At 60.6% G+C, this 25,901-nt stretch carries 19 protein-coding genes; 2 read left to right on the top strand and 17 right to left on the bottom strand.

Translation table 11 applies throughout. From position 1 onward, the window contains the following. Positions 1-53: 53 nt before the first annotated feature. Both KVQ82_RS25180 and KVQ82_RS25175 read right to left on the bottom strand, forming a co-directional pair. Complete coding sequence (locus KVQ82_RS25180; protein ID WP_222016445.1) at positions 54-452, bottom strand: DUF4440 domain-containing protein; 399 nt, start codon at positions 450-452, stop codon at positions 54-56. Further along, positions 449-1,819: an MFS transporter gene (locus KVQ82_RS25175; protein WP_222016442.1), complete on the bottom strand. Its 1,371-nt coding sequence runs from the start codon at positions 1,817-1,819 to the stop codon at positions 449-451. The genes KVQ82_RS25180 and KVQ82_RS25175 overlap by 4 nt, the downstream gene beginning before the upstream one ends. A gap of 109 nt (positions 1,820-1,928) precedes the next feature. On the opposite strand from KVQ82_RS25175, the gene KVQ82_RS25170 reads away from it, so the two are divergent. Continuing rightward, complete coding sequence (locus tag KVQ82_RS25170; protein ID WP_222016439.1) at positions 1,929-2,810, top strand: LysR family transcriptional regulator; 882 nt, start codon at positions 1,929-1,931, stop codon at positions 2,808-2,810. A gap of 134 nt (positions 2,811-2,944) precedes the next feature. Here the strand turns inward: KVQ82_RS25170 and KVQ82_RS25165 are convergent, their stop codons facing one another. Both KVQ82_RS25165 and KVQ82_RS25160 read right to left on the bottom strand, forming a co-directional pair. Then, positions 2,945-3,769: an SDR family oxidoreductase gene (locus KVQ82_RS25165; RefSeq protein WP_222016437.1), complete on the bottom strand. Its 825-nt coding sequence runs from the start codon at positions 3,767-3,769 to the stop codon at positions 2,945-2,947. Between the two features lie 34 nt (positions 3,770-3,803). Then, complete coding sequence (locus tag KVQ82_RS25160) at positions 3,804-4,268, bottom strand: multidrug transporter (protein ID WP_095667447.1); 465 nt, start codon at positions 4,266-4,268, stop codon at positions 3,804-3,806. Between the two features lie 188 nt (positions 4,269-4,456). Between KVQ82_RS25160 and KVQ82_RS25155 the strand changes: the two genes are divergently transcribed. Then, positions 4,457-7,282 carry an RHS repeat domain-containing protein gene (locus KVQ82_RS25155; RefSeq protein ID WP_222016435.1) on the top strand — a complete coding sequence of 942 codons (2,826 nt, stop codon included), beginning with the start codon at positions 4,457-4,459 and terminating at the stop codon, positions 7,280-7,282. Positions 7,283-7,369: 87 nt separating this feature from the next. Here KVQ82_RS25155 and KVQ82_RS25150 read toward each other — a convergent pair whose 3' ends face one another. The 13 genes from KVQ82_RS25150 to yaaA form a co-directional block, all read right to left on the bottom strand. Next, the gene (locus KVQ82_RS25150) at positions 7,370-8,821 is read right to left on the bottom strand and encodes a mannose-1-phosphate guanylyltransferase/mannose-6-phosphate isomerase (RefSeq protein WP_041064843.1); all 1,452 of its coding nucleotides are present in this window, start codon (positions 8,819-8,821) and stop codon (positions 7,370-7,372) included. 211 nt (positions 8,822-9,032) lie between these two features. Next, on the bottom strand, positions 9,033-9,689 hold the full coding sequence (locus tag KVQ82_RS25145) for an alginate O-acetyltransferase AlgF (RefSeq protein WP_202370116.1): 657 nt from the start codon (positions 9,687-9,689) through the stop codon (positions 9,033-9,035). A gap of 15 nt (positions 9,690-9,704) precedes the next feature. Beyond that, positions 9,705-10,877, bottom strand: a complete 1,173-nt coding sequence (locus KVQ82_RS25140; protein WP_222016433.1) for an alginate O-acetyltransferase — start codon at positions 10,875-10,877, stop codon at positions 9,705-9,707. A gap of 10 nt (positions 10,878-10,887) precedes the next feature. After that, positions 10,888-12,465: an MBOAT family protein gene (locus KVQ82_RS25135; RefSeq protein ID WP_222016431.1), complete on the bottom strand. Its 1,578-nt coding sequence runs from the start codon at positions 12,463-12,465 to the stop codon at positions 10,888-10,890. A 210-nt stretch (positions 12,466-12,675) separates the two neighbouring features. Then, complete coding sequence (locus tag KVQ82_RS25130; protein ID WP_222016429.1) at positions 12,676-13,800, bottom strand: mannuronate-specific alginate lyase; 1,125 nt, start codon at positions 13,798-13,800, stop codon at positions 12,676-12,678. A gap of 8 nt (positions 13,801-13,808) precedes the next feature. Next, the gene (locus KVQ82_RS25125) at positions 13,809-15,269 is read right to left on the bottom strand and encodes an alginate O-acetyltransferase (RefSeq protein ID WP_222016427.1); all 1,461 of its coding nucleotides are present in this window, start codon (positions 15,267-15,269) and stop codon (positions 13,809-13,811) included. Positions 15,270-15,279: 10 nt separating this feature from the next. Continuing rightward, on the bottom strand, positions 15,280-16,866 hold the full coding sequence (algG, locus tag KVQ82_RS25120; protein ID WP_108184363.1) for a mannuronan 5-epimerase AlgG: 1,587 nt from the start codon (positions 16,864-16,866) through the stop codon (positions 15,280-15,282). Positions 16,867-16,892: 26 nt separating this feature from the next. Then, entirely contained in the window at positions 16,893-18,374 is a 1,482-nt protein-coding gene (locus KVQ82_RS25115) for an alginate export family protein (protein ID WP_086792226.1), read from the bottom strand. Next, the gene (gene algK, locus KVQ82_RS25110; RefSeq protein ID WP_222016425.1) at positions 18,371-19,882 is read right to left on the bottom strand and encodes an alginate biosynthesis TPR repeat lipoprotein AlgK; all 1,512 of its coding nucleotides are present in this window, start codon (positions 19,880-19,882) and stop codon (positions 18,371-18,373) included. The genes KVQ82_RS25115 and algK overlap by 4 nt, the downstream gene beginning before the upstream one ends. A 9-nt stretch (positions 19,883-19,891) precedes the next feature. Then, positions 19,892-21,061, bottom strand: a complete 1,170-nt coding sequence (locus KVQ82_RS25105) for an alginate biosynthesis protein Alg44 (protein ID WP_047292670.1) — start codon at positions 21,059-21,061, stop codon at positions 19,892-19,894. A 35-nt stretch (positions 21,062-21,096) separates the two neighbouring features. Continuing rightward, positions 21,097-22,581: a mannuronan synthase gene (gene alg8, locus KVQ82_RS25100; RefSeq protein WP_169843210.1), complete on the bottom strand. Its 1,485-nt coding sequence runs from the start codon at positions 22,579-22,581 to the stop codon at positions 21,097-21,099. A 193-nt stretch (positions 22,582-22,774) separates the two neighbouring features. Continuing rightward, entirely contained in the window at positions 22,775-24,091 is a 1,317-nt protein-coding gene (locus tag KVQ82_RS25095; protein WP_041064820.1) for a nucleotide sugar dehydrogenase, read from the bottom strand. A gap of 810 nt (positions 24,092-24,901) precedes the next feature. Further along, positions 24,902-25,681: a peroxide stress protein YaaA gene (gene yaaA / locus KVQ82_RS25090; protein ID WP_108181747.1), complete on the bottom strand. Its 780-nt coding sequence runs from the start codon at positions 25,679-25,681 to the stop codon at positions 24,902-24,904. Between the last annotated feature and the right edge of the window lie 220 nt (positions 25,682-25,901).

Raw genomic sequence — 25,901 nt, 5'->3', positions numbered from 1 at the left:
GCGAGCTTGCTCGCGAAGAGGTCGACTCGTTACTTCAGAAAAACGCTGAGCAATCACTCAGCGCAAAACGTCTCCTGCAAATGCCGCCACAGCACCCGCCCGTCTTCGCTCTTTTCAAACACCACTGTCGACCGGCGATCAGTGTGCAACCCGCTCGCATCGCTCTGCTGCTCGCGATAACTCAACGTCGCGCCATGCGCATGCAGGGCAATCCCGCGCAGCTCACTGAGCTCGATCCGGAACCCGGGCTTCTTCCCGCCTGCTGACTGAAACAGCCCGCGCAAGGCTTCGATATCCAGCATCCGGCCCAGCGGCGTGACCATGGAAAAATCCGTGGAGAACCGGCTCAGCAAACGCGCCAGTTCCGTCGGATCCTGCTCCACGGCAAACCAGCGTTCGATGACCAGATGGGCCTGGATCACTTCATCAAAATATTCGTTGTAGTCAATCATGTAGATTTTTCCTGAAGGGAAGGTGGGCTCAGAAGGGCGAGCACTTTGCTCGCATCGAAACGCAGCACCGCGACCATTGGCAACAGCGTCAGCACAGCGGCGGCGAGAAAGCAGTAGCGGAAACCGTCGCCACCCAATGCGCCCAACAGCGAACTGAGCAGCGCGGTGCCAAGACAAAAGCCGAGCTGGCGGTTGATGTTCCACAGGGCGCTGGAGTGGGCCATTTTTTCCGGCGCGATGCCGACAAACGCCAAGGTCTGTGCGGTCACGCTGCACAGGCTGCCGCCCAGTCCCATCAAGGCATAGGCGATGATCAGCGGCGCGGCGGCGGGCTGCTCGATGCGCATCAACAAGACAATGCCCAGACATTGCAAAAGCATTCCGGCGATCAGCAACGGTTTGGGGCCGATGCGGTTGAAACTGCGTTTGCCGAGCATGATCGCCACGCCCGAGGCAGCGGCCCAGGACAGCATCAGCGCACCGGTTTGCGCGGCGCCGAAGCCGAGGTCATGCAGGTACAACACGGCAATCATGTTGGTGCCGGTAAACACCCCGGGCACAAACAGATAAATCAGCATTGCCAGGCGCAACGACGGACTCTTGAGTAGTTGCAGGTCGAGCACCGCGTCGGGCTTGTGCCAGCCATCACGCAGGTATAGCCATAAGGTGATGGCGCCGATCAGCAGCACGCCGCCCGCAAGATGTCGGGTCGTGGGCGCGCTCGCCAGACTCACGGCCATCAACAACAGACTCAGGGTTGCCACCGCCAGCAGCAGGCCGCGTACGTCCAGCGTCGGACGCTCGGTGGTGGGTTGATCCGCTTGCAACCACAACAGACCCAATGCGAACACGAGCAGCGCCAGCGGCATGTTCAGGTAGAAAATCCAGCGCCATGACAAGGCCTCGACGATCAGGCCGCCCGCCGCCGGCGACAGGGCTGGCACCATCAGCGCGACCAGCAACACCACACCAGTGAGGTGTGCCCGCTGCGCCGCCGGGAATTGCCGATACGCCAGGGCCTGCCCGATCGGCAGCAACAATCCGCCGCCGAGCCCTTGCAGCAGACGCCAGCCGATCAGGCATTCAATCGATCCGGCCTGGGCCACCAGGCCCGAGGCGATGCCGAACAGCAGCAGCGAACCGAGAATCAGCCGGCGCTCGCCCAGCCGTGCAGCCAGCCACACGCTCAGCGGAATGATCAGCGTCAGCCCGAGCATGTAGGCGTTGGTGATCCACGCCAATTGCGTCACCGATGCCTGTAATTCCCGGGCGATGTCCGGGTAGGCAATGCTCGCGGCGAACATGTTCAGCAGGTCGAGGGCGAACCCGGACAAATACACCAGCGCGACTTTCGAGCGATAGGCCATGGCAGCTTCCCTGTGATGAGGCGTGCAGGGTAGGGCGGTTCGGACGTTAGGAAAACGCGGGTTTTCCTGCTAGTTTGTCAAAATTATTTTGACAGGGAGTGCGCCGGAGATGGTCAGCCTGGACCGTTTTGACACCTTCAAAGCCGTGGTCGAGGCCGGGTCACTGACGGCCGCCGCCGATACCTTGGGCCAGACCCGCGCCGTGGTGAGCTTCAACCTCAAGCGTCTGGAAGAGGAATTGGGCGTCACGCTGCTCACGCGCAACACCCGGCAACTGGCCCTGACCGATGCCGGCGAGCGCTTTTATCGCCGCTGTCTGCGCACCCTCGACGAAGCACGATTGGCGATCGAGGAGGCGCGCTCCGAGCATGCGCAACTCAAGGGCACGTTGCGCATCACCACCACCGTGGAATTCGCCTTGGCTCAGGTGGTGCCGGCGCTGGAGGTGTTTCGTCAGCAACAGCCGCAACTGAACATTCATTTGTCGACGTCCTCGACCCATGCCGATCTGATCTCCGAACGCTTTGACCTGGCGATTCGCCTGGGCCGCATGCACGACTCCAGTCTGCGCGCGGTGCAGTTGTCGACGTTCGAAGTGTTTGCGGTGGCGGCGCCGCCGCTGGTCGAGCGCTTTGCCCCGGCTGCCACGTTGGCGATGCTGGAATCAATGCCGACGCTGGGGCATGGCCGCGTCCCGGAAATGCCCGTGACCGACCCGGCGGGTACTGAGCATGTCTACCAGCCCAAACCGGGGACTACCGCCATCGTCGCTGACAACTCGGCGACGCTGCGAGCGTTTGCGTTGACCGGGCAAGGCGTGGCGATTCTGCCGCAGTGGCTGATTCAGGATGATCTGCAGGCGGGGCGATTGGTGCGGTTGTTGGCCGATTACCGTTTTGCTCAGCAGGGGGTGTATGCGCTGTACCCGGATACCCGGCATTTGCCGCTGAAAGTGCGGGCGTTCATTGATTTCATGAAGGGCTGGGGCTGAGGATCTCGGCTGACTGTGCCGGCCTCATCGCGTGCAAGCCACGCTCCCACAGGTTTTTGTGTTGCTCTGGATATTCGTGTACGGCGCAAAACCCTGTGGGAGCGTGGCTTGCCCGCGATGGGGGCACCTCGGTCTCAGAGCTTCCCACGCAACCCGAACCGCCGCATCAACGTCGACTCCAGCAACCCCTTGGGCAACACCATCGCCAGCAACGGCAACGCCCGGCTGCCATTACCAATGCGGATCAGTCGTGGCGGCTTGCTTTGTTGCACAGCCTTGAGCAACTCAGCCGCAAACTCACTGGCCGGCGTCGGCTTGTCCTGCGAGGCCTTGGCCCGTGCGCGGATTCCCTCACGCAAGGGAAACCACGGCGACTGCTCGTTGATCAGTTGCTCGGCTTCGTGTCCGGCGTTCTTGGCGAAGCTCGACTGAATCGCCCCGGGCTGGACCTCCATCACGCGAATGCCGAACGGCGCCAGTTCCATGCGCAGTGCATCGCTCAACGCATGCACCGCCGCTTTCGAGGCGCAATACGCGCCAGCGAACGGCGTCACCAGCACGCCTGAGACACTGCCGATATTCACCACCAGCCCCTTGGCCCGGCGCAGCACCTGAAACAGCGCGCGGGTAACGCCGACCATCGAAAACACGTTGGTCTCGAACTGGCGCTGCATGGCCGGCACGCCGCCATCGAGCAACGGCCCCATGGCGCCATAACCGGCATTGTTGATCAGCACGTCGAGGCCGCCGTGTTGCTGGTTGAGGCGTTCGGCGAGCTGTTCCAGCGCCACGCTGTCATTGACGTCCAGCGCGATGGCGGTGAACCCGGCAGCGGCGAGGGCCGCGACATCTTCGGTTTTGCGCGCCGTGGCCCAGACTTCGTAGCCGGCGGCTTTGAATGCATCGGCGAGGGCGCGGCCAATGCCGCTGGAGCAACCGGTAATCAACGCAACGGGCATGGCGCATTCCTTGTGCAAAAAAGGGGGGTAAGGATCAGTCGGAGAAGCTGCCCTGCAAGCGCTCGGCACGAAACTCCAGGGTTTGTGGGCGATAACCGGGGCGCAGCGGTGGCATCGGCAGGCAGTCTTCCCAGTTACCGCCGGCCTGCAGTTCGCCGGGGCCGCGATAGCGTGGGGCGGTGTATTGGTTGTCGGCCAGATTGACCGTGTCACCGGGCGCGTAGGCTGCGATGCGCCAGCGCAGTTCGGTCAGCGGCACGTCGTTGCCGTTGTTCATTTTCAGTTGCAGCGGACGATCCGCCGGGCATTGTTCGGGCGCATAGACAATGCGCATCTCAAGGCGTGCCAGTTGCTTGAGCTCGCGGTTGTCCAGCCACACTACCCAGACCGCGACCAGTCCCAGACCCACGGCGGCCGCGACCGACACCGGCACGGCCTTGGCCGGATAGCGCAGCAACAGGATCAGCCAGGTAATGACCAGCAGCACGCCGATGAACATGTTTGAACGCTCCTTGAACTCATGAGCACCATCCTACCGAAGGGGCGCGGGAATGGATATTCACCGAGCAAAGCATGACGCCATTGGTCGGGACTGTAATTTCTGACAGTGGGCATCCGGACTGTCGAGCGGTTTGATGTCTCCGCCGGAACGAAATGGCGCGGTCATGAATATTGAGTACGAGACATATGGGCGTTCATTACAAGACTCCGACCCTTTCGGCGAACGACCCTCGGGGGCTTGCGATTCGCACGGTCGACTATTGGCGCGGTGATGACGTCGGCCCCGCTCAAAGTCGCATCCACCGTACCTTGCACGACGTGGCCGGGCGTGCTGTTGCGCAGTGGGACCCGCGTTTGTGGGCACTGCAAATGTCCGACCCACTGACCCCGGCCAATCTGACCACAGTGTACTCGTTGAATAGCCAGGTGTTGCGCTCGGACAGCGTCGACGCGGGCACGCAGGTCGCGTTGTACGGTCTCGGAGCGCAAGTGCTGCTTGATTGGGACAGCCTTGGAACCCGTCGTGAGGCGGAATATGACGTGTTGCTGCGACCGCTGGCGGTGTTCGAAGAAGGTGTAGCGACGCCCCGACGCTGCGTCGAGCGTTACCGGTATGGCCAGCCCGGCGCCGGTGAACCGAGTAAAAATCAGCTCGGCCAGCTGATACGCCATGACGATCCGGCGGGCAGCGTGTTGTTTGAAACCTTTGCGATCACCGGCCAGTGCAGTGAAAACATCCGCTATTTCACCCGCGACCCTGTCACCCCCGATTGGCCCGAGCGAATGGAAGACCGTGCATGGTTGCTTGAGCCGGGCGAGGGCGCCGCTAGCCGATGGCGCTTCGGCCCGCTGGCACAAGTGCTCGAACAAGTCGACGCGCGAGGTAACAGGCAGGGGGTTGAACTGACCGTCGACGGGCGCTTGCGTGCGGCACATGTGCAGTTGAAGCTGCAGCCCGATACCCGGCCCATGGTCAGCGACATTCGTTACAACGCTGACGGGCAGGTCGAACATGAGTTGGCGGGCAACGGCGTTCGTGCCTCGCTGATCTATCAGCCGCAGAACGGTCGTCTCGTCAGCCGTCGCACGACTGACGCCAGCGCCAAGCTGCTGCAGCATCTGCTTTACACCTATGACCCGATGGGTAATGTGTTGAGCATCGAAGACGCGGCCCAGCCTATCCGTTACTTCGCCAATCAGCGTATTGACCCGATCAGCCGTTTCACTTACGACAGCCTCTATCAATTGAGTGAGGCGAGCGGCTGGGAGGCGGGGGCAAATAATCAGGGGCCGACGCCGGTGAGTCGCGCTGATCCAGCGGCGTTCAGCAACTACCGGCAAACCTATCGTTACGATGCCGGCGGCAATTTGCTCGAGTTGACGCATGTCGGCGCTCAAGCGCACGGACGCCAGTTCAAGACCGCCCGCTACAGCAATCGCGGCCTGTCGTGGCGCAATGGCCTGCCGCCGACTGAAGCGCAAATCGCGGCAGCTTACGACGCTCGTGGCAATTTGCTGGAGCTGGATCAAGGGCGATTTGTGCAGTGGGATCTGCGCAATCAACTGCACCTGGTCAGCCCGGTAGAGCGCGTGAGCGAATCTGACGATCAGGAAATTTATCTGTACGACGCCGGCGGTCAGCGCGTGCGGAAAATCCGTTCGCTGCAGACCCATACCCGTACTGTCATCAACGAAGTGCGCTACCTGCCAGGACTGGAGTTGCGGGTCGACAGTGCTGGCGAAGTCCTGCAGGTGATCTCGGCACAAACAGCAATTAACAGCATCAACGTCCTGCTCTGGGAAGGTCCGCCGCCGTCGGGAAGCAATGATCGGTATCGGTACAACGTTGTTGATCATCTTGGGTCGGCCAGCCTGGAGTCAGGCGAGGAGGGGCGGATCATCAGTCAGGAAAGCTATTACCCGTTTGGCGAGACGGCGTGGAGCCGTGAGTCCGAGGTCAGTTACCGCACGCTTCGATATTCGGGCAAGGAGCGAGATGCGACGGGACTGTATTATTACGGTTTGCGCTATTACGTCCCGTGGCTGCAGCGTTGGATGAACCCGGATCCCAAAGGCTTCATCGATGGAAGTAATCTCTACAGGATGGTGTTGAACAATCCGATGACCTATCTCGACAGCGACGGAGCGATCACGCGAAAACCGTTGGCCAATGGCTTATGGGAACCCGTTATTGCATCAGGCTCAAAGCGCGAAATGACCGCCGTCGCATTCACGGATAAAGGCGAACCCAATCGGTTTGTACCTGCGATGGGTAACCCCACCCCTATCGCGAAAGCGCTGCAAACACCTGAGTTCGGCAAGGTGGTGGTCGACACCAAGTTTTTAGACCCGACGCCCGGGCGTTATTCCAAAGCGGTGGTCAGCGGCCTCAGTAATACTGCGGGTGGAGCCGAATTCATATTCACCATGGATAAGCTGACCTACTCAGGAGCCAGCAATGGTGCTTTCAACGCATTGAGAATTGTCGACATCGCTGCCGGCCAGATGCCTGATAAAGCCAACGCCGTTTCTGGCTATTGGGCGCCTCAGGGGGGGTATGTCGATATTCCTGTGAATCCTTCCGGGGTTCAGCCAGATCATGTCTTTACCCCGGCCTTCAGTGGCTGCTCGCTGACGGTGGAACAGTTGAACAGAAACGTCCTCCGCGTGCGTCACGTGGAGGGTGGCAAGGAAGATACCCAGTTCAATAACCTGCCGCGCAGCGAGCATGGTCTGGGCCTCGGTGCAACAATGGAGTACCCGGACTATGGCTATGCCGCTAACGACAGCGGACAGCTACAGGAGTTTAAAAACGCGTTCGCCTTCATGAAATTCGATCGAAAACAGCAGGCATGGAATATCCACTACCAGACCATTGAGGGTACCGCCAGCATTACGCGTTACGAGCCGGCCAAGAGGGGCTTGTTCACCAAAACCAATGCCAGTGTATCCGCGCATGCTTCTATCAAAGTCCGGCAGTCGATGAGCAAGCGTGTGGCGATTGCGCGGTAACCGACAAAAGAATGAAAAAGCCCCCGCCCAACCCACTGCGGATAGGGGACGCAGCGGGCTGGACGGGGGCTTCTTATTGCCGGGAGATCACTGCGCGATGGTTTTCACCGACACGCCGCGTTCGATCGGGGTGGAGCGACCGTAGATGTCTTCGAAGCGCTCGATATCGTCTTCACCCAGGTACGAACCCGACTGCACTTCGATGATTTCCAGCGGGATCTTGCCCGGGTTGCGCAGGCGATGCACCGAAGCGATCGGGATGTAGGTCGACTGGTTCTCGCAGAGCAGGAACACGTTGTCATCGCAGGTCACTTCGGCGGTGCCACTGACCACGATCCAGTGTTCGGCGCGGTGGTGGTGCATCTGCAGCGACAGGCACGCGCCCGGCTTCACCGAGATGTGCTTGACCTGGAAGCGGCCGCCCATGTCCACCGAGTCATACGAGCCCCACGGACGGTAGACCTCGCAGTGGTTCTGGGTTTCGCTACGACCCTGCTCGTTGAGCGTGTTGACCATCTGCTTGACGCCCTGAACCTTGTCCTTGTGGGCGATCATCATCGCGTCTTTGGTTTCGACCACGACGATGTTTTCCAGGCCGATCACCGACACCAGTTTGCCGTTGCCGTGGATCATGCAGTTCTTGCTGTCTTGGATCACCACGTCGCCTTTGCTGACGTTGCCGTTGGCATCCTTCTCATTGACTTCCCACAGCGACGACCAGCAGCCGACATCGCTCCAGCCGGCGGTCAGTGGCACCACGCAGGCGCGCTGGGTTTTTTCCATCACCGAGTAGTCGATGGAGTTGTCCGGGCAGCAGGCGAAGGTGGCTTCGTCGAAGGTGATGGTGTCGGCGTCCTGCTGGCTGCGCTCGAGGGTCAGCAGGCAGGTGTCGTAGATGTCCGGATCGTGTTTTTTCAGTTCTTCGAGGAAGCGACTGGCGCGGAACAGGAACATGCCGCTGTTCCAGTAGTAGCCGCCGGATTCGACGTATTCGGTGGCGCGTTTGACGTCAGGTTTCTCGACGAAGTGCGAAACGCGGCTGACGCCTTCGGGCAGCAGCGAGTCGCCGGTGGATTTGATGTAGCCGTAGCCGGTTTCCGGTTTGGTCGCCGGCACGCCGAACAGCACCATCTCGCCGTTTTCGGCGGCGACGGTGGCCAGGGCCAGGGCGCGTTGCAGGGCTTTCTGGTCTTCCAGCACGTGGTCGGCCGGCAGCACCAGCATCAGTTCGTCACGTCCTTCGTTGACCAGCATCATCGCGGTCAGCGCCACGGCCGGCGCGGTGTTGCGGCCAAACGGTTCCATGAGGATGCGCTGGCATTCGAGGTTACGGTTGGCCAGCTGTTCGTTGACGATAAAGCGGTGATCCTTGTTGCAGACCACGATCGGCGTGTCCATGCCTTCGAACACCAGGCGCTCCAGCGTTTGCTGGAACAGCGTGTGTTCACCGGTCAGGGCGAGGAATTGTTTAGGGAATTGCTTGCGCGAAAGCGGCCAAAGACGTGAACCGCTACCACCTGACAAGATCACCGGAATCATGTTGTTTACTCCATAAAAATCGATTGGTTAGAGGCACGAACGTTGTGTCGTTTCACTCTTGTTGTTGTCGCGTATCCGAACTCTTGCCTCGGTCCCTGTGGGAGCCTGGCTTGCCAGCGATGGCATCACCTCGGTGTATCTGCAGAACCTAGGTGTCTGCATCGCTGGCAAGCCAGCTCCCACAGGGGGCCGGGTCAGTTCATGAAATGTGTTAGCGCGTCGACACCGGGCGTTTCACCCAGACTGGCGACAGGCTGCTGCCGGAACCGGTGACGTACAGCACCGCGGCTTCACCACGCTCCAGCGCGACCGGTTTCACGTCGCCGACTTTCTTGTCGCCTTCGTACAGCGCCAGGCTGACTTTCACCGGGTTGATTTCACGCTCGCCACGGCCCTTGGCGGCCACGTTCGGCACCACCTCGGTCTTGCCGTCGGCGGTCTTCAGGGTCAGCGGCTTGTCGCTGAGGTTCTGCACGCGCACCAGGGATTTCTGCTTGTTCTTGAACGGCGGCTCTTCGATCAGTTGCGGCGCGCCGGACGCGTTGTTGACCAGGGTGTAGTAGTGGTCACCGGCCAGTTTGACCGGCAGGGTCTGGCTGCCGATTTTGGCGCTGTAGTCGCCGCCCGGCATGAAGCTGAAGTCGCTGCTGGCCAGTGGCGCAACATCGCTCAGGTTGGTGCTGCCGACGGTGGCGCTGACTTCGGCGTTGCTGGCGTTGTAGACCCGCACGAAGGTCGAGCCTTTCGGTGCGGTCGGGCCGTACAGCGCGGCGTCGCCACCGGCGAAAGCCTGGACGGAAAGCACGCTGAGGCCTGCAACCAGTGCGAAGCGTTTGGCGAGACGACGAGGAGTAGTAGTGAAAGTCATGGTGTTACCTCTCTTTCAGTTTTGCGCCCGATCGGGCGTCTCGGATTTAGTGTTTACAGCTACGTTTTGTTGGCGAGCACCGGCTTGTTTGAGCTCTGCGACCCACTGCGGGTCGGCGTCGCCGATTTCGTTGTTCACAGGCAGATATCGTTCAGGAAACTCCCAGATCAGCACCTGTGGCGGGCTGTTCTTGAAGTCATCGCTTTTCAGGTAGCTGAGCATCGGCAGGATCGGGCCGTGGCCGTCCTCGGCGTAGTTCACGACGTCGCTGTGCAGCGCTTGCTTGAGCGCCCCGACGAAGTTCCAGTTGGGGTTGGCGCTGTAGCTGGTGCCAATCAGTGCGACCGGTACTTCGTTGCTGGCGAACAGCGCGTCGTCACCGGCCGGTTGCTCGGCGGCCACGGTGTTGCGCTTTTGCAGCGGCTCTTGCGCCGGCATCAGGTTTTCGAACAGCGGATCCAGCGGCAGGAACAGACGCAGGTCGCCTTTGTGCGTGACCTTCTCCGCTGGCGTGGTGACGAAGCGCTGCGGCTCGCCGCTGAGCGGGAACTTGTCGGCGATGGTCTTGGCCAGGGTGTTGGCGGCGATTTCGGCGCCTTCCGGGGTCCAGTGGGTGTCGGTGCGCAGGAACACTTGCTGACCGTTTTGCTTGGCTTGTTGCAGCGGGCCGAGCAGGTCCGGGGCGAGGATCTTGTCCGCCGCGACACGGGCGTGGAAGTCCTGATAAAGGTTGGCGTGAATGCTCGCCGGTTTCACTTCACCCAGGTGTTCCGGGTACAGGCGCACCTTGGCCGGCACGATCGCCATCACCAGTTTCACGCCTTTCTCTTTCAGAGTCTGGCGCACGCCTTCGACCAGCGCGTAGTTGCCTTGCAGGTTCAGCTCTTCGTTGACGATCGGGTTGAATTCCTCGTCGCTGTACAGCCACTGATCGCGACCGAGCACCACGCCCGGACGCCCTTCATTGAACAGTTTGAAATCCAGCGCCGCCCAGAGGTTGGTGCCCAGCCGCTTGATCGGAAACTGATCGTCGTAGTGGGTTTCCACGGCTTTGGTCCAGCGGCCGTTGAGCACCGTCGCGTCGGCATTGGTATTGAAGCCGAAGAAGCTGCGCACCGACCACAGACCGAGCACCAGCAGGGTCAGCAGAAACAGCGCGATGTAGAAGATGCGTAATGAGCGGGTCATGTCAGATCCCTCAGAACTGGAAGTAAAGGAACGGCGAGAAGCTTTGCGCCGAGAGTTTGAGAATCGAGGCGATGAACAGCAGCAGGATCAGCCCGCGCATCACGTAGCGCGACCAGTCCGCCGTCCAGTCCGCCGTCCAGTACGCCGGTTGCACCTGGGCTTCGACGCCGACGGTGTAGCCAGGCTCATGGATGTTCGCCGGGTTTTCGCCAGGCGCGGCTTTGATCATGCCCGGGGTCGCGGTGGCAGGGCCGTTGGCCTCGACGTTGACTTCAGGTTTGCTCTTCACCGGAGGCTGATTGGTGTACAGATCACGCAAGCCAAAGAACGCCAACGTTGCGTACGCCACCACCAGGGTTGCCACTTGCAGACCGGTGAGGCTGGCGCGGTTGAGTTCCGACAGCGACCAGTCGCTGAAGCTGAACATCGCGCCGTACATGCGCCCGGCGACGTGCAGGTTTTCGGCACGGAAGATCACCCAGCCCATCACCACCAGCAGGAAGGTCAGTGCCCAGCGGATCGGGTTGAGGCTGCGCGGCGAGGTGTTGATGCCGAGCATTTTTTCGATCGCCAGCCACATGCCGTGCCAGGCGCCCCAGACGATGTAAGTGATGTTCGCGCCGTGCCACAGACCACCCAGCAGCATGGTCAGGAACAGGTTGCGATAGGTCATCAGCGTGCCTTTGCGGTTACCGCCGAGGGTGATGTACAGGTAGTCACGCAGCCAGGTCGACAGGCTGATGTGCCAGCGACGCCAGAACTCGGTGATCGACTGGCTGATGTACGGCTGCTTGAAGTTTTCCATGAAGCGGAAACCCATCATCAGGCCCAGACCGATGGCCATGTCGCTGTAACCGGAGAAGTCGAAATACAGCTGCGCGGTGTACGCCAGTGCGCCAAGCCAGGCATCCCCGGTGGTCGGGTTTTGCAGGGCGAAGCAATGGTCGGCGACCACCGCGAGGGTGTCGGCGATGAACACCTTCTTGATGAAGCCCTGCATGAACCGCGTGCAGCCTTCGGAGAACTTGTCGAGGGTGTGGGTGCGGTTGTTGAACTGGTCGGCGAGGTCGCGAAAGCGCAGGACCGGGCCGGCAATCAGGTGCGGGAAGATCGCCACAAACGCCGCGAAGTCGATCAGGTTGCGCGTGGCCGGGGTGTCGCCGCGGTACACGTCGATGATGTAGCTGATCGATTCGAAGATATAGAACGAGATGCCGATCGGCAGCAGCACGTGGGTCAGGATGAACGGCTCCAGACCGAACGAGGTCATGATCGCGTTGATGCTGTCCACGCCGAAATTGGCGTATTTGAAGTAGCCGAGGATGCACAGGTCGACCGCGACGCCGAGCAGCAGCCAGCGCTGCGCCGGTTTGGTGCGCACGCCGGCGGCGCCGACTTTCAGGCCGATCCAGTAGTTCCACAGGGTGACGCCCGCGAACAGCGCCAGGAAGTCCACCCGCCACCACGCGTAGAACACGTAGCTGGCGATCAGCAGCAACAGGTTGCGATAGCGTTGCCCGCTCAAGTAGTACAAGCCGAGAAAGATCGGCAAGAACAGAAACAGGAACACGTTGGATGAAAATACCATCCCGATCTCTCCATGTTTGAACCAACAGTCAAGGGCCAAGGCCCCCCCAAACCCCCCATGAAAATTCCGGGGGATGTATTGCATCCAGATTCACCACAACCCGAGTGGGAGCTGGCTTGCCAGCGATAGCGTCAGGTCGTTCGACATCCGTGTTGAATGTCGGATTGCAATCGCTGGCAAGCCAGCTCCCACAGGGTTTTGTGTCCTGTCCTACGAACCCTTGTTGCCCTTCTCATGCGACGGGTCGTAGACCTTGGTCAGGTCCCCGCCGAGGCGGAAGGTCTTGAACGGTTGCATGCCGTGCTTCTTCTCGATCACATCCGCCGGGCAGGTGTAGAGGGTGCAGAACGGTTCGAGCCAGGCGAATTTCATGTCCTCTTTCAGGTCGGTCATGTCCTGCTCTTTGCCGTTTTTCTTCTCGAACTGATCCGGGTCTTTCACCCCGGCCAGCACCCGGTCACCCAGACGCTTGAGTGCGCTGTTGTTTTCCTGACGCAGATCGACGCCGTTGACCTGGGCGAAACTGGCGATCATCGCCAGTGGCGGCAGGGCGTAGTTGTGATAGGCGAGGGCGCGTTGCTGGCGCTTGAGTTCGTTGGGCAGGAAGCCGTCGGCGTCGACTTGATTGACCCCGACCTTGTATTCCTTCACCGCCCAGTCGAACAGGTCGCGACGGTTGGTGGCGACGGCGGTGGCCATCACCGACCAGGCGGCCCAGTACGAGTGGTTATTGGTTTTTTCCAGCGGCAGGTTGTCCCAGTCGCTGACCACCTGATCGGCCATCTTGCTGAACCACGCCTCGATCTGCTGCGCTTCTTGCTGATGCGTGGCCAGCGGATGCGAGTCGGAGAACTTCAGGCGAATGTACGAAGAGGCCATGCTGCCCAGCGCCCATTTGCGCATCGACTTGCCGGTGTGGTTGAAGTCTTTCGACATCAATGCATCGGCCTTTGCCCACGCGGTCAACCAGTTGAGCGTGCAGTCGAGCTGCTCCGGACGGCCGTCGCGCATGAACTGCATCACTCGTTTGGCGGTGCCGCGCTCCAGCGTGGTGATGTCCTTGGTGGTGTCGCGGAAGGCTTTTTCCGACTGCACGTTCAGCGTCGCGCGAGCCTTGTCCGAGCCTTCGTATTTGCTGCGAAATTGCAGCGGCCCGGTGTACGGCGCCGGCATCGCGTCGCAGCCTTCGCTGTTGTCGCCGGACTTGAATTTATCCACCGGGGCGAAGTAGCCCTGCGGCGGGCGCAATGGCGCGGCGGCCTGAGTGGCCCCGGCGAACATCGCCAGGGTCAACAGGGATGGCGCAAGCAGGTGTTTGATTGTTCGATTTCGCATAGCAGACCTCATTGCCCGACTTGCGCGGTTTGTGGCCCAGCGCCCGGGAATATGTTGCGTTTGCAGATTTTCGCTTCGACTTTTTGCGGCGCGGTACCCGCTTCCGGGCCCTGGACTTCGACGGCCAGCAGGTTTTGCGAGGCCCAGTCTTCGTCCGTGCGCAACTCAAAGGCGAAACGACCGTCGGTGTCGGAGGTTTCCGGTTTCTCGATCTTGATGTCCTCGTGGCGACCGTTCATGTACCAGAGGGTGGCTTGCAGGGTTTTCACCGAGGTGTCGGCGAAGCGGATGTCGACCTGATGGCTGCTGTTCTGCAGGTTCAGGTTCTTGCTGTTGACCAGCAGTTCCTGTTTGCCGCCAGGCTTGAGTGTGGTGCTGGCGGACATTTGGGTTTCCTTGCCTTCGCAACCGTTATCCAGCAGCGCCATCATTTGGCGATAGATGGTTTCCTGGTCGAGGCGGTACAGCGGCGAGAATTCCCAGATCAGAATCTTCGGCGGGGTCTTCTGGAATTCGTCGCTACCGAGGTACTGCAGCATCGAACCTTCGAGACCACCGCCGGGGAAGGCGACGTTGAGGATGTCGGCGCCGATTGCCTCTTCGAGGAAACCGGCGAAGTTGTAGTTCTTGCCGCTGTGCGAGGTGCCCACGAGGGTGATTTGCGGGTTGCCGGAATCACCGAACAGGTCGCCGTCACCGGCTTCGCCTTTCGGCTCGGTGGTGAACTGGTCCATGTACTGGATCGCGTAACTGGTGCCGCACAGTTGCCCGGCCATGTTGTGCAGGGTGCCGGTCTTGCCCATGCGCCCGGTGCGCTTGGTCTCGAATTCACGCTTGGGAATGTCGGCGAAGGCCGGGATCTGCTTGACCTTCTCGGCGACGATTTTCGCTGTGCGCTGAGCACCGTATGGGGTCCAGTGCTGGTCGCCACGGAAGTAGAAATCGTGGGCGGGCAGGGTGTCCGGCAGCGATTCGTTGGTCAGCGGCGACAGGTCCGGTACCACGTAACCCATCTTGGCGAAACGGCCGAGCATGGTCTTGTAGTTGCCCAGCGCTTTCTCGTAATCGAACGCGGCTTTTTCCTGCGGGTTGAGCTTGTTGCGGTTCACCAGGCCACGGGTCGGCTGGTAGACGATCACCAGTTCGACGCCTTTGGCCTTGAACGCATCGTGCAGCTGTTGCAGGCGTTTGTAGCCGGCCGGGGTGGTGTTGAACTCGGTGCGCAAATCTTCCTGGGTACGGAACAGCCAGTCACCCTGCGCCTGCACCAGGGTGGTGAAGTTCTGCTGGTAGCGCGTGGTGTAGTTCTTCGCATCGTGCGCGGCCGGGCACAGGTTGCAGCACGGTTCGGCGCTGAATTTTGGCGCGGTGGCGCCCGCCGCTTCATCGGCGCGAGCAGCATTGCTGGCCGCCAGAATGCCCACGGTCAGGGCCGACAGGCTGAGTAATTTGATCAAGTGTGGGTGCATAAAATTATCCTCAGTCCCGCAGTTCGGTCTGGCGTTCGACAGGGTCGATCAGTACGGCTTTCTGCTGGCGCACCAACAGGTCGAGAATTTCATCCTGGCGCTCGCCGAGGATGCCGTTGAAGCTGATGCCGCTGGATTTGGTCGGCGCCAGCATCGATACGCGATACAGCTCGACGCTCAACGGCGAGTCGATGGCCATCGGGCCGCTGCCGTTGGCCGCCAGTTCACCGCCAACCACGATCAGCGAGACTTGCGCGTCGAACGGGTCGAGCTTGATGTCGCGGTCGGTGTCGGTCAGGTCCTTGATGTGGCCGTAGACGCCGGTCAGCCCGTTGGCCATGGCGACGTTTTCGTAGAGGCGGATGTTCACGCTGTTACGAATGCGGATGCCGTGGCGCTTGTTGCTGATGACCTTGTTGCCCCACAGCAGGTTGTCGGCGGACTCGTAGAGCGTGATGCCGTCCGTGTGGTTCTTGTAGATCTCGTTGTAGGCGATGATGTTGTTGACGCTGTTACGGTCGATCACCAGGCCCGAGAGGTGGTTGTCGTAGCTCTTGTTGTTGAAGATGAAGCTGTCGTTCACTTCACGGGAAATGATGATGCCGTGCTTCTTCTTCGTGCCGTGGACGGTGTTCTCGGCAATGATCAGACCGTGGGAACGGTCGTGCGGGTCGATGCCGTAGACGATGTTGTCCTTGTAAGTGTTGCCCTTGACCACGAAGTCGCGGGTCTCGTAGCAGTAGAAGCCGTACCACATGTCGGAGAACTCGGAGCCGACGATCCAGCCGGTCGGTTCAGGGCGCTTGAGCACCTTGGCCATGTTCGGCGTGTACTGGGAAATACTCACCCCGTACGACTTACTGTTGGCGTAGCCGAAACTGGCCATCTTGCTGTTGACGATGTAGGTTTCGGTGCCGCCCCAGGCCAGCAGAAACGGCCGGAATTCCTTCGGCGAACGGAAGGTTGCCGGGCCGTTGTCCTTCTCGCGCCAGCCAGTGACTTTGGTGTCACGCACGAACAACTGACCGTCGTTGACCAGGAACGAACCGGCCTCTTGGGACAGACGCAGTTCCTGGGTCTGGCCGTCGATTTCGAGGATGCCTTTACGGCCGACCACGATCGGCAACTTCGCCAGGTACACGCCCGGCGCGGTTTCGCTGAAGTACTGCTTGGGCAGCTTCTGCGCCAGATCCTTGAGGTTCAGGTAACCGTCGTCGACGAAGATCGCCTGCGGGATGCCGTGCTGACGCACCACCCATTCGGCCATCTTGTTGTCACCGCCGATGAAGTCCTTCAGGGCGTCTTCCTGCATCATCCGGCGCACGCTGATCTTGCCCGGTTTGCTGCGGTTGATCTTCGCAGCGGCAGCCTCGGCGGTGAAGCCGGACAGGTCGGGCAGTTTCGGCTTGGCCAGTTCCAGCGCCTCGGTCGGCGCGCTGCTGACGGTGTAGGTCTTGGCTTGTTGCAGCTCTTTGGCGGTGGTCACCGGTTTGCCCTGTTGAGGCACGGCCGGTTCCACCGTGGCGAACGCGCCAGCGGAGGCCAGCAGCATGGCGCCGGCCAACAGGCTGAGCGAGCCTTTCCTTGCATGGTGCATGTCGGGCACTCCCTTGGCGGTTTGCATCAGAAGCGCCAGATCACGTCGATGAACGCGCGGTGCATGTACGAATCGACCTGGCTGCCATAGGCATCACCCGGCTTGAACACACCGCCACGGAAACGCACCAGCGCCGACGGTTCGTCGATCGACTGGCTCAACGCCGCCGGCAGCAAGCCTTGCTTGAAGTACTTGGTCACCACCAGATCCATTTCCTGACCCAGGTCCTTGTTGCCATCCTGCAGTGGCAGCGAGGTGCTGGAGAGGATCGCGCCAGTGACGTCGTCGGTGTTGTTTTCCACGGCGTTGATGCCGTTGCTGCCCACCGGCTTGTTGCCGTCCACGCGCCAGAACTTGTGGTAGATCAGGCTGGCGTCGTACTGGTCGTTGAGCATCCACGAACCGAACAGGGTGGCGGTCTGCATGTTGTTCATTTCGCCACGGAACGCTTCGCCGAAACGGTGCACCCGCGAGCGGGTACCGGTGTAGTTGGAGCGGTTGCTTTCCAGACCGTTCTGCTGGTAATCGGCGCTGGCGCGGGCGTAGGCCGCACCGACCTGCCACTGCGGATCGAGGCGCAGGCGTACGCCAAGGTCGGTGGCCCAGCCGTTGATGTCATCACTGCGCTTGGCTTGCGCCGGACGACTGCCATCGGCATTCAGCGGATTGACCGAGTCGAGGTCGCCGCTCATGCCGGTGATGCTGCCCCAGTAGTTGACGGTGTTGGTGTTGCGCCAGTTGTAGGCATCGCTGTCGGCGGTCAGACCGAGCCAGCTGATGTCGCCGTTCTGGGTTTTGTCGAGGGTGTCGCGGGGCACGCCCGGTTCGGCGTAATCGAGCTTGCCGTTGTCGTGGGTGTGATGACCGCGAATGCCGACCCAGTTACCCGGGGTCCACTGATAGGCGGCATCGGCGTAGGCGTGCAGGCGATCCTTGTCTTTCGGCGCGAGCTCTTTGAGGTCAGTGCGGTATTCGCTGAAGCGTTCGGCAACACCGACGTTGGCGCGCAACAGGGTGGTGTCGAAGGTCCAGTTCAGCGCTTCGATGTTGGTGTCGCGCCATTGGCCGTCGTCATTGCGCAGGCGCTGGCGACCGAACTTGAGCATTTCGCCGGGGTACGGCGTCAGGCCGCTGTAGCCGACCCAGAATTCGCGCATCGCCAGATAGTTTTTCTTGGTTTTGCGGTCGCTGTTGTCGGTGGTTTGTTCACCGTCGGACTGCTGCAGGGTGTCGGTCTCGATGATGTCGGTCGAGGTCACAGCCTGACCCATGGCGTAGGCACTCCACGCGCCGCTTTCGCCGTAGATCCAAGGACGCAGGTCCAGGCCCACACCGTTGACGTCGCCACCGCTGGCGGTGCCGAGGTCGCGGTCGTCTTCGGACTGGCCGGTGATTTTCACTTCCAGACCGAAGTTCTTGGTTTCAGTGATCGCGGCCAGTGTCGGGCAAGACCAGATCAGCGCGAACGTGAGGCCAATGCCGGCCTTCACAAAGGGATTCAACTTCATAGGGATTCCTCGCCGTCTTCTTCTTGCAGGGCGTGCAGTTGCAGCGTGTTCTGGTTCAGGGCGCCACGGCTGGCCTGTTCCTGTTGCAGCAGGCGCTGGGCTTCGGCCAGACGCTCGGGCGGCAATTGTGCTGCCAGGGTGGTCGCCAGTTCATCGGCTTGCGGGGTGTTCTGCGCCTTGGCCAATTGGCTGAATACGTAGGCGTTGAGCGGGTCGGGCTTGGTGCCCTTGCCTTGGGAAAACAGTTGGGCGATGGCGAAATCGGCGCTGTTCTGGCCACTGCGCGCAGCGGTCAGCAGGTGGTCGAGAGCCTTCTGCGGATAGACCTTGCCCAGGTAACCACGGCGATAAATCTGGCCGAGGTAGTAGTCGGCGGCGACTTCGCGGCCGACGGCTTTCTGGAAGTGTTCTTCGGCGACTTTCGCGTCGGCCGGCACCAGTTTGCCTTCGTAGTAGAGCTTGCCCAGCAACAGTTCGGCGCGCGGCTGGTCGGCGGCGCGGCCGTTGTCCAGGTACTTCATCATCTGATCGACGTCGCCCAGTTCCGGGAAGTCGTAGAGCAGTTGCGCGAGGGTCACCCACGACGCCGGGTAGCCCGGTGCGATCGGTTCGAGCAGCGACTGCGCGGTCTTCTCGTCGGTTTTGCCGAGGGTCGAATCGGCCAGCACGCGGGCCACCGAATCGACGCGCTGCGCGCTGACCGTGCCGCGGCTGTAACCGGCCTGCATCTGCTTGAGCAGCGCGGCCTGTTGCTCCGGCTGGGCGCGTTTCTGATAGACCGTGGCCAGTTCGACGTAGCAGATGTCGGTGGTGTTGAGCGCGGCCTTGCAGATCTTTTCCACGTCATCCAGATGCTGGTCGTAAGTGCCTTGGGTGCGATACAGCAGCACCTGCGCCAGACCCGCTTCCGGGTAACCGGATTTGCGCCACTGATCGATCTGCTGCTGTGCGTTGATGTTCGGGAAGCTGTGCGGGAATTGCAGGTACAGCATCGCCAGCGGGATCAACGTGTTGCCTTCGCCGTTGGCGGCGGCTTTTTTCAGCAGGCTTTCAGCTTCGTGGTGCTCGGCTTCGGTGGAACCGGGCTTGGCCACCAGCAGGCGACCGAGACGGGCCTGGGCCCGTGGCGACACGTCGGCGGCGGCGCGGTAGGTCGCTTCGGCCTGTTTGATCTGCTCGGGGTCGCGGCTGTCGACCTGGATATCGGCGAGACCGACTTGCGCCTCGCTGTAACCCAGATCCGCCAGCGCACGGTAGTTCTGCGCGGCAGTGGCAGTGTCGCCGCGCTTTAGCGCTTCGTTGGCCAGGCGCTGGTCGGGCAGGCCGGCGCAACCGGCGAGGCTGACGGCCAGTGCCAGCGAGCACACCATATGACCTTTGTGGGAGCTGGCTTGCCAGCGATTCAGGCGGCTCGGTGTGTCAGACAGACCGCGTTGATCCAATCGCTGGCAAGCCAGCTCCCACAGGGATCGCGGTGTTCTCAGGAGACTGATGATAGTCACAGGCATGTCCTCGACTTAAAGACCGGCGGCCATGGCTTTGTCGATCAGCCAGTTCAGGTTCGGGCCACGGTCGCTGTTCACTTCCACCGGACGGCCGGCGAAGCTGCTGTCCAGCGGCTCGTCCGGCTGGATCTGCACGCGAATGTCGGAGGACAGGTCGGCGCTTTTCAGGCTGGTGCTGCTGACGATCTTGCCGGTGCGGGTCTGGTCTTCGCCGGCGATCTGGAAGCTCACTGGCGTACCCGGACGCACGTCGCCGAACTGGCGATAGGAGAAGCGCGCATCGACGGTGGCCTGGGTGTTGCGCGGTACCAGGGTGAAAATCACGTCGCCTTTGCTTGCGTATTGACCGTCAGCCACCAGTTGCTGGGCCACGGTGCAATCGCACGGCGAGGTCAGGGTGCCGGTCATCTGCTTGCCGAACAGTTCTTCCACCTTGGCCGGTTGCAACTGGTCTTCGTCGAGATGGCCTTTGAGCACATCGAGCATGCTGGTGCTGAAGGTCGCCAGCGGGGCGCCTTTGGCGGCGACGCCGTCGGACTTGACCAGGCTCTGCACGGTGCCGTCACGCGGCATGGTGATGTTCATTCCCGGTACGCTCACCAGACCGGCCTGCGCATGGCTGACGAAGTACATGCCGTACACCGACTTGAAGACGAAACCGAACGCCACCAGGCCGATGGCGAACACCCCGGCGCTGAAGGTCACCGCTTTCAGACGCCCGAACGGGGTCATGCCGCTGCCGCCGTCCTTGACCTTGCGCGCCTTGGTGAAGTTGTCGCGCTGCAGCGTCGCCAGCACTTCACCCATGCTGACGATGTCGCCGGCCAGGTGCGACGTGATCAGGTGACGCAGGGTCGAGATGTCTTGCGGTTCGAGGTTCTGGAACTGGCAACCGACGCGGCCGCTCTGGCGGTCGTAGGAGCGCACTTGCAGTTCGACGTCCATGGCCAGGCCGAGGTTGTCGATCACGAATTGCAGGCGTGCCTTGTACACGTCGCCGGTCTTGAGCGGCAGTTGTCCGGCGTTGAACGCCAGACCACCGGCTGACAGGTCCAGGACCCGCGCCTCGACCGGCGTCCGGTCCGGGCCGAAGAAGCGCAGTTTGGCCGGGATTTTCACTCGGGCGTGCTGACGCTGGGCTTCGGATTCATGCACTACGTTGGCGTTGACGGCGGTATTCATGGGGGCGATTTCCTTGTTAATTCAATAGGGGCAGGTCAGACCATCATCAGCAGCACGGCGACGAAAATGCTGCCGGCGGAGAAGGTCATGGTCCGAGACGACCAGGTGTTGAACCAACGTTGAAAGCTGGCGAGATCACGGGTCAGGGAAGTGGGTTGGCGCGTCCAGGATTGCTGGTCGAGGCGGAAGAACACGTAGATCTTCACCAGCGCACCGACGATCTGGTTGTAATACAGAATCACGGGATAGGCCGGGCCGATCCGGTGACCGGAGCACGACAACAGCAAGGTCAGAATCAGGCGCGTGATGCCGATCCACAGCAGGTAGGCGAGGATGAACGCACCGCCGTACTTGAAGCTGGCGATGATCGCCACGGTCAGGCCCAGCAGCGAGGTCCACATCGATACGCGCTGGTCGAACAGCACCACCGAGGTGAAGGCGCCGAGGCGTTTCACGCCCAGGCCCAGCGCTCGCGAGTTCTGGCGCAGGTTGTTGCCGTACCAGCGGAACATCAGTTTGCGGCTGGCCTTGATGAAGCTCTTTTCCGGCGGGTGTTCAACGGTGTTGATCGCGGCGTCCGGCACGTAAAAGGTGTCGTAACCCAGACGCATCAGGCTGAACCAGCTCGATTTGTCGTCACCGGTGAGGAACTTGAAACGCCCCAGGCGCCAGTGTTGCAGCGAGTCGCTTTCGACGTCGGCGATGAATTCCGGGTCGGTCACCACGGTGGCGCGGAACACCGACATACGCCCGGTCATGGTCAGTACGCGCTTGGACAGGGCCATCGAGCACATGTTGATGTGACGCTGGGCGAAACGCAGCTTGTGCCATTCGCTCATGATGTAGCCGCCGCGCACTTCGCAGAATTCGTTGGTGGTCAGGCCGCCGACATTGCCGAACAGCTGGAACCACGGCACGGTCTTGCGCACGGTGCCTTCACCGAGCACGGTGTCACCGTCGATCACGGCCACCACGGCGCGGTCGTCCGGCAGGTGACGGGAGATCGCGCGGAAACCGTAGGCCAGGCCATCACGCTTGCCGGTGCCGGGAATGCGCACGAAGTCGAGCTTCACCCGGTCTGGCGGATTCATCCGCGCCCACAGCGCCTTGACCAGCAGCTCATCGGACATTTCGACGATCGAGCAGACCACGGTGGTCGGCAGTTCGCAGTCGATGGCTTCGCGGATCACCGAGCTGTAGACCTGCGCGGTGGTGAGCGCGTCGATACGGAAACTGGTGACCATCAGAAACACATGCGACGGGTCCGCCGCTTTACCCAGCTTGCGCACTTTGCGGCGCAGGTGCGGGTAAACGATGTAGAGAAAAATCATGCCGCGCACAAAGTGCGTTGCACCCATCGAGTAGCGCCAGATACCCACGGCGCCAATCAGGAAAATGAAGTCCTTCGACTCGGAGTCGAATGTGGACGTGGGCAGCATCAAGGCCAGACCCATCAACAAACTGAGGTAAAACAGCCAACCGGCGGCCTGAAGTAGGCCGTGCTTTAGCCTGTGCATAATCTGCATCCGTCTCTATCTCGGGCGAGCCTGTCGGGTGGCCCGATGGGGTTAAGGCAGGCATACAAAAACTTGCAAGGACATGTAGGAGCTGCCGAAGGCTGCGATCTTTTGATCTTTGCGGGTTCACTCAAGACTCAAGTGGCCGGGGTAAAGATCGCAGCCTCGTTTCACTCGTCAGCTCCTACAGGGCTGTTTACCAGCAGATACCTTCAGTGCGAGTACCTGGGTTGGTGGCTTTGGCCATGAAGCCGACCAGGTCGATGACCTGTTTGCCTTGCGGTGCTTCCTGGGCCAGCGCGCGGAATTTCTCGTCGCGGTTGCCGAGGATGATCACGTCGGAGTTGTCGATCACCGAATCGAAGTCCGCGTTGAGCAGGGACGACACGTGCGGGATCTTCGACTCGATGTAGTCCTTGTTCGCGCCGTGAACACGGGCGTACTCGACGTTGCTGTCGTAGATGCTCAGGTCGTAGCCCTTGCCGATCAGCATTTCGGCCAGTTCCACCAGCGGACTTTCGCGCAGGTCGTCGGTACCGGCCTTGAAGCTCAGGCCGAGCAGGGCGACTTTGCGTTTGTCGTGGCTTTCAACGATGTCGAAGGCGTTCTGCACTTGCGATTCGTTGCTGCGCATCAGCGAGTTGAGCAGCGGCGCTTCGACGTCCAGCGAACCGGCGCGGTAGGTCAGGGCGCGTACGTCTTTGGGCAGACACGAACCACCGAAGGCGAAGCCCGGGCGCATGTAGTACTGGGACAGGTTGAGCGTCTTGTCCTGGCAGACCACGTCCATCACTTCGCGGCCATCGACGCCGACCGCTTTGGCGATGTTGCCGATCTCGTTGGCGAAGGTGACCTTGGTTGCGTGCCAGACGTTGCAGGTGTACTTGATCATCTCGGCGACAGCGATGTCCTTGCGGATGATCGGCGCGTCGAGTTCTTCGTACAGCGATTGCAGAACGTCGCCCGAGGCCTTGTCGAACTCGCCGATGACGGTCATCGGTGGCAGGTCGTAGTCCTTGATCGCGGTGGATTCACGCAGGAATTCCGGGTTGACCGCGACGCCGAAATCGACACCGGCCTTCTTGCCCGAGCAGTCTTCGAGGATCGGGATGACCACGTTGGCGACGGTGCCCGGCAGCACGGTGCTGCGCACCACGATGGTGTGACGGGTGGATTTTTCACGCAGCACGAAACCGATCTCGCGGCACACCGCCTCGATGTAGTTCAGTTCCAGGTCGCCGTTCTTCTTGCTCGGTGTACCGACGCAGATCATCGACAGGTCGGTGTCACGAATTGCCTCGGCGAAGTTGGTTGTACCGCGCAGACGACCGGTCTCGATACCCTGGGCCAGAAGTTCGCCCAGACCCGGTTCAACAATCGGCGACTTGCCGGCGTTGATCATGTCGATCTTGTCTTTGGCAACATCGACGCCAACCACGTCATGGCCCCGTGCAGACAGGCAACCGGCACATACTGCGCCAACGTAACCCAAACCAAATATGCTGATGCGCATCGCAAATACCTCTGTGTTTTATCAAGCCATTAGATGGCCGGAGTTAATGGTGTTCAGCGGTCATAGTGCACTCGAAAGTGCGGCAAACAGGCGCCACAATGCCGTGTGCAGGCATACTAAGTTCCGAGTGTCTAAATAAGTGCACTCAAGATGTGCGCAACTAGGCCTGGTTGTTATGACTTGCCCTGTTATGCAGCGGATCTTCTTGCTGGAAGACTCTCGTGCATGTTTTCAGTCCACCTGATGTCGGTCGAAAAGCCCGTAGATCAAGCGGTTGGGTGCTCAGGCGAGCACGTTTACAGGGGCGCAGCCTTGGCCTTGTAGAGGATGTTTATGGTGCGTATCACCTATCCATCGTTAGTTGATCAGATGAGTGAACCATCTAGGCAAGTTGCTGTGACAACTTGGTTACATGGTTCTCCGCTCTGCGTAAGTTATCTCGTACAAACTCGGCGAGAATCGTTACCGGTGGTATGAGCTATGCATTTGGACATAGTTCCTACCCGCTCATCGCGAAATCTGAAATTTTTTGAAATATTGACAAAGATGGCACTGGTCTCAATTTGATAGCACTTTCGATTTGGGCCTTTATTAATCGGTGCGCAATCGAGCTAGATAGTTTTGTGCCACTACCGTAAAAAAATTTGCGTGCCACTACTGAAAAAAAGTGCGGCTGTCGAGTGAAACTAAAATTAGAATTGGGTGGGACGATTTTATGGCGCCAATAAAAAGGCGAAATGTGGCGGGGGATTTTTGACGTCGTGCGAGCTGCACGACTCTTTATAGAAAGAGTCGTGCAATGGGCATGCTTTATTCCGGGGCGTGATCGCGCAGAAACACCAGATTGTCCGGTTTCGATTGCTCGGCGCTGTAGCGATAACCCTGCACATCGAACTGCTTGAGCAGGGCAGGATCGTTGATTTTTTCCTGAATCACGAAACGGCTCATCAGGCCGCGGGCCTTCTTCGCGTAGAAGCTGATGATCTTGTACTGGCCGTTCTTCAGGTCCTTGAAATCGGTGTTGATGATCCGGGCGTTCAGGGCGCTGCGTTTGACCGCCGAAAAGTACTCGTTGGAGGCCAGGTTCAGCAGCACATCGTCGCCCTGATCGGCCAGCGCTTCGTTGAGCCATTCGCTGATGCGCGTGCCCCAGAACGCGTACAGGTCCTTGCCACGGGCGTTGGCCAGTTTGGTGCCCATTTCCAGACGATACGGCTGCATCAGGTCCAGCGGACGCAGCAGGCCATAGAGACCGGAGAGCATGCGCAAGTGCTTTTGCGCATAGTCGAACTGAGCTTCGCTGAACGATTGCGCGTCGAGGCCGGTGTACACGTCACCCTTGAACGCGAGCAGCGCCTGCTTGGCGTTTTCCGGGGTGAAGGCGGGCGTCCAGCTGCCGAAACGCGCGGCATTCAGGCCGCCGATCTTGTCGGACACGTGCATCAGTTCGCTGATTTGTGCCGGGCTCAGTTCGCGCAGTTGCTGGATCAGCTCCTGAGAGTGATCGAGGTATTGCGGCTGGGTAAAGCGCTGGGTCGCCGGCGGTGTTTCGTAATCGAGGGTCTTGGCGGGGGAAATCACCATCAGCATGAAGTCGTCTCCTTTAATCGTGGGGGCGATTCTAGGGGGTTGGCCGGGTTGACTCCAGCTATCAAGCCCATAGGTGATCGATGGTGTGCTGGAAAAGATCGCAGCCTTCGGCAGCTCCTACAGGTTACGGTCGATTGTTGGCTGCCTTTGTAGGAGCTGCCGAAGGCTGCGATCTTTTGATTTTTCTTTTGATCGTCCTGCGATCACCCGCGATATAGTG

The sequence above is a fragment of the Pseudomonas sp. AO-1 genome (assembly GCF_019775695.1).
GTDB lineage: Bacteria > Pseudomonadota > Gammaproteobacteria > Pseudomonadales > Pseudomonadaceae > Aquipseudomonas > Aquipseudomonas parakoreensis.
The sequence above is the reverse complement of the archived record's forward strand: the minus strand, read 5'-3'. Positions and strand labels throughout refer to the sequence as shown.

Bases quoted from the DNA above. Each gene is read 5' to 3' on its own strand.
- KVQ82_RS25175 (WP_222016442.1), bottom strand. From the start codon at position 1,819: ATGGCCTATCGCTCGAAAGTCGCGCTGGTGTATTTGTCCGGGTTCGCC.
- yaaA (WP_108181747.1), bottom strand. From the start codon at position 25,681: ATGCTGATGGTGATTTCCCCCGCCAAGACCCTCGATTACGAAACACCG.
- KVQ82_RS25105 (WP_047292670.1), bottom strand. From the start codon at position 21,061: ATGAATACCGCCGTCAACGCCAACGTAGTGCATGAATCCGAAGCCCAG.
- KVQ82_RS25095 (WP_041064820.1), bottom strand. From the start codon at position 24,091: ATGCGCATCAGCATATTTGGTTTGGGTTACGTTGGCGCAGTATGTGCC.
- KVQ82_RS25115 (WP_086792226.1), bottom strand. From the start codon at position 18,374: ATGAAGTTGAATCCCTTTGTGAAGGCCGGCATTGGCCTCACGTTCGCG.
- KVQ82_RS25125 (WP_222016427.1), bottom strand. From the start codon at position 15,269: ATGCACCCACACTTGATCAAATTACTCAGCCTGTCGGCCCTGACCGTG.
- KVQ82_RS25150 (WP_041064843.1), bottom strand. From the start codon at position 8,821: ATGATTCCGGTGATCTTGTCAGGTGGTAGCGGTTCACGTCTTTGGCCG.
- algG (WP_108184363.1), bottom strand. From the start codon at position 16,866: ATGCACCATGCAAGGAAAGGCTCGCTCAGCCTGTTGGCCGGCGCCATG.
- KVQ82_RS25135 (WP_222016431.1), bottom strand. From the start codon at position 12,465: ATGGTATTTTCATCCAACGTGTTCCTGTTTCTGTTCTTGCCGATCTTT.
- KVQ82_RS25165 (WP_222016437.1), bottom strand. From the start codon at position 3,769: ATGCCCGTTGCGTTGATTACCGGTTGCTCCAGCGGCATTGGCCGCGCC.
- KVQ82_RS25145 (WP_202370116.1), bottom strand. From the start codon at position 9,689: ATGACTTTCACTACTACTCCTCGTCGTCTCGCCAAACGCTTCGCACTG.
- KVQ82_RS25180 (WP_222016445.1), bottom strand. From the start codon at position 452: ATGATTGACTACAACGAATATTTTGATGAAGTGATCCAGGCCCATCTG.
- KVQ82_RS25130 (WP_222016429.1), bottom strand. From the start codon at position 13,800: ATGCGAAATCGAACAATCAAACACCTGCTTGCGCCATCCCTGTTGACC.
- KVQ82_RS25140 (WP_222016433.1), bottom strand. From the start codon at position 10,877: ATGACCCGCTCATTACGCATCTTCTACATCGCGCTGTTTCTGCTGACC.
- KVQ82_RS25170 (WP_222016439.1), top strand. From the start codon at position 1,929: ATGGTCAGCCTGGACCGTTTTGACACCTTCAAAGCCGTGGTCGAGGCC.
- algK (WP_222016425.1), bottom strand. From the start codon at position 19,882: ATGCCTGTGACTATCATCAGTCTCCTGAGAACACCGCGATCCCTGTGG.
- KVQ82_RS25160 (WP_095667447.1), bottom strand. From the start codon at position 4,268: ATGTTCATCGGCGTGCTGCTGGTCATTACCTGGCTGATCCTGTTGCTG.
- KVQ82_RS25155 (WP_222016435.1), top strand. From the start codon at position 4,457: ATGGGCGTTCATTACAAGACTCCGACCCTTTCGGCGAACGACCCTCGG.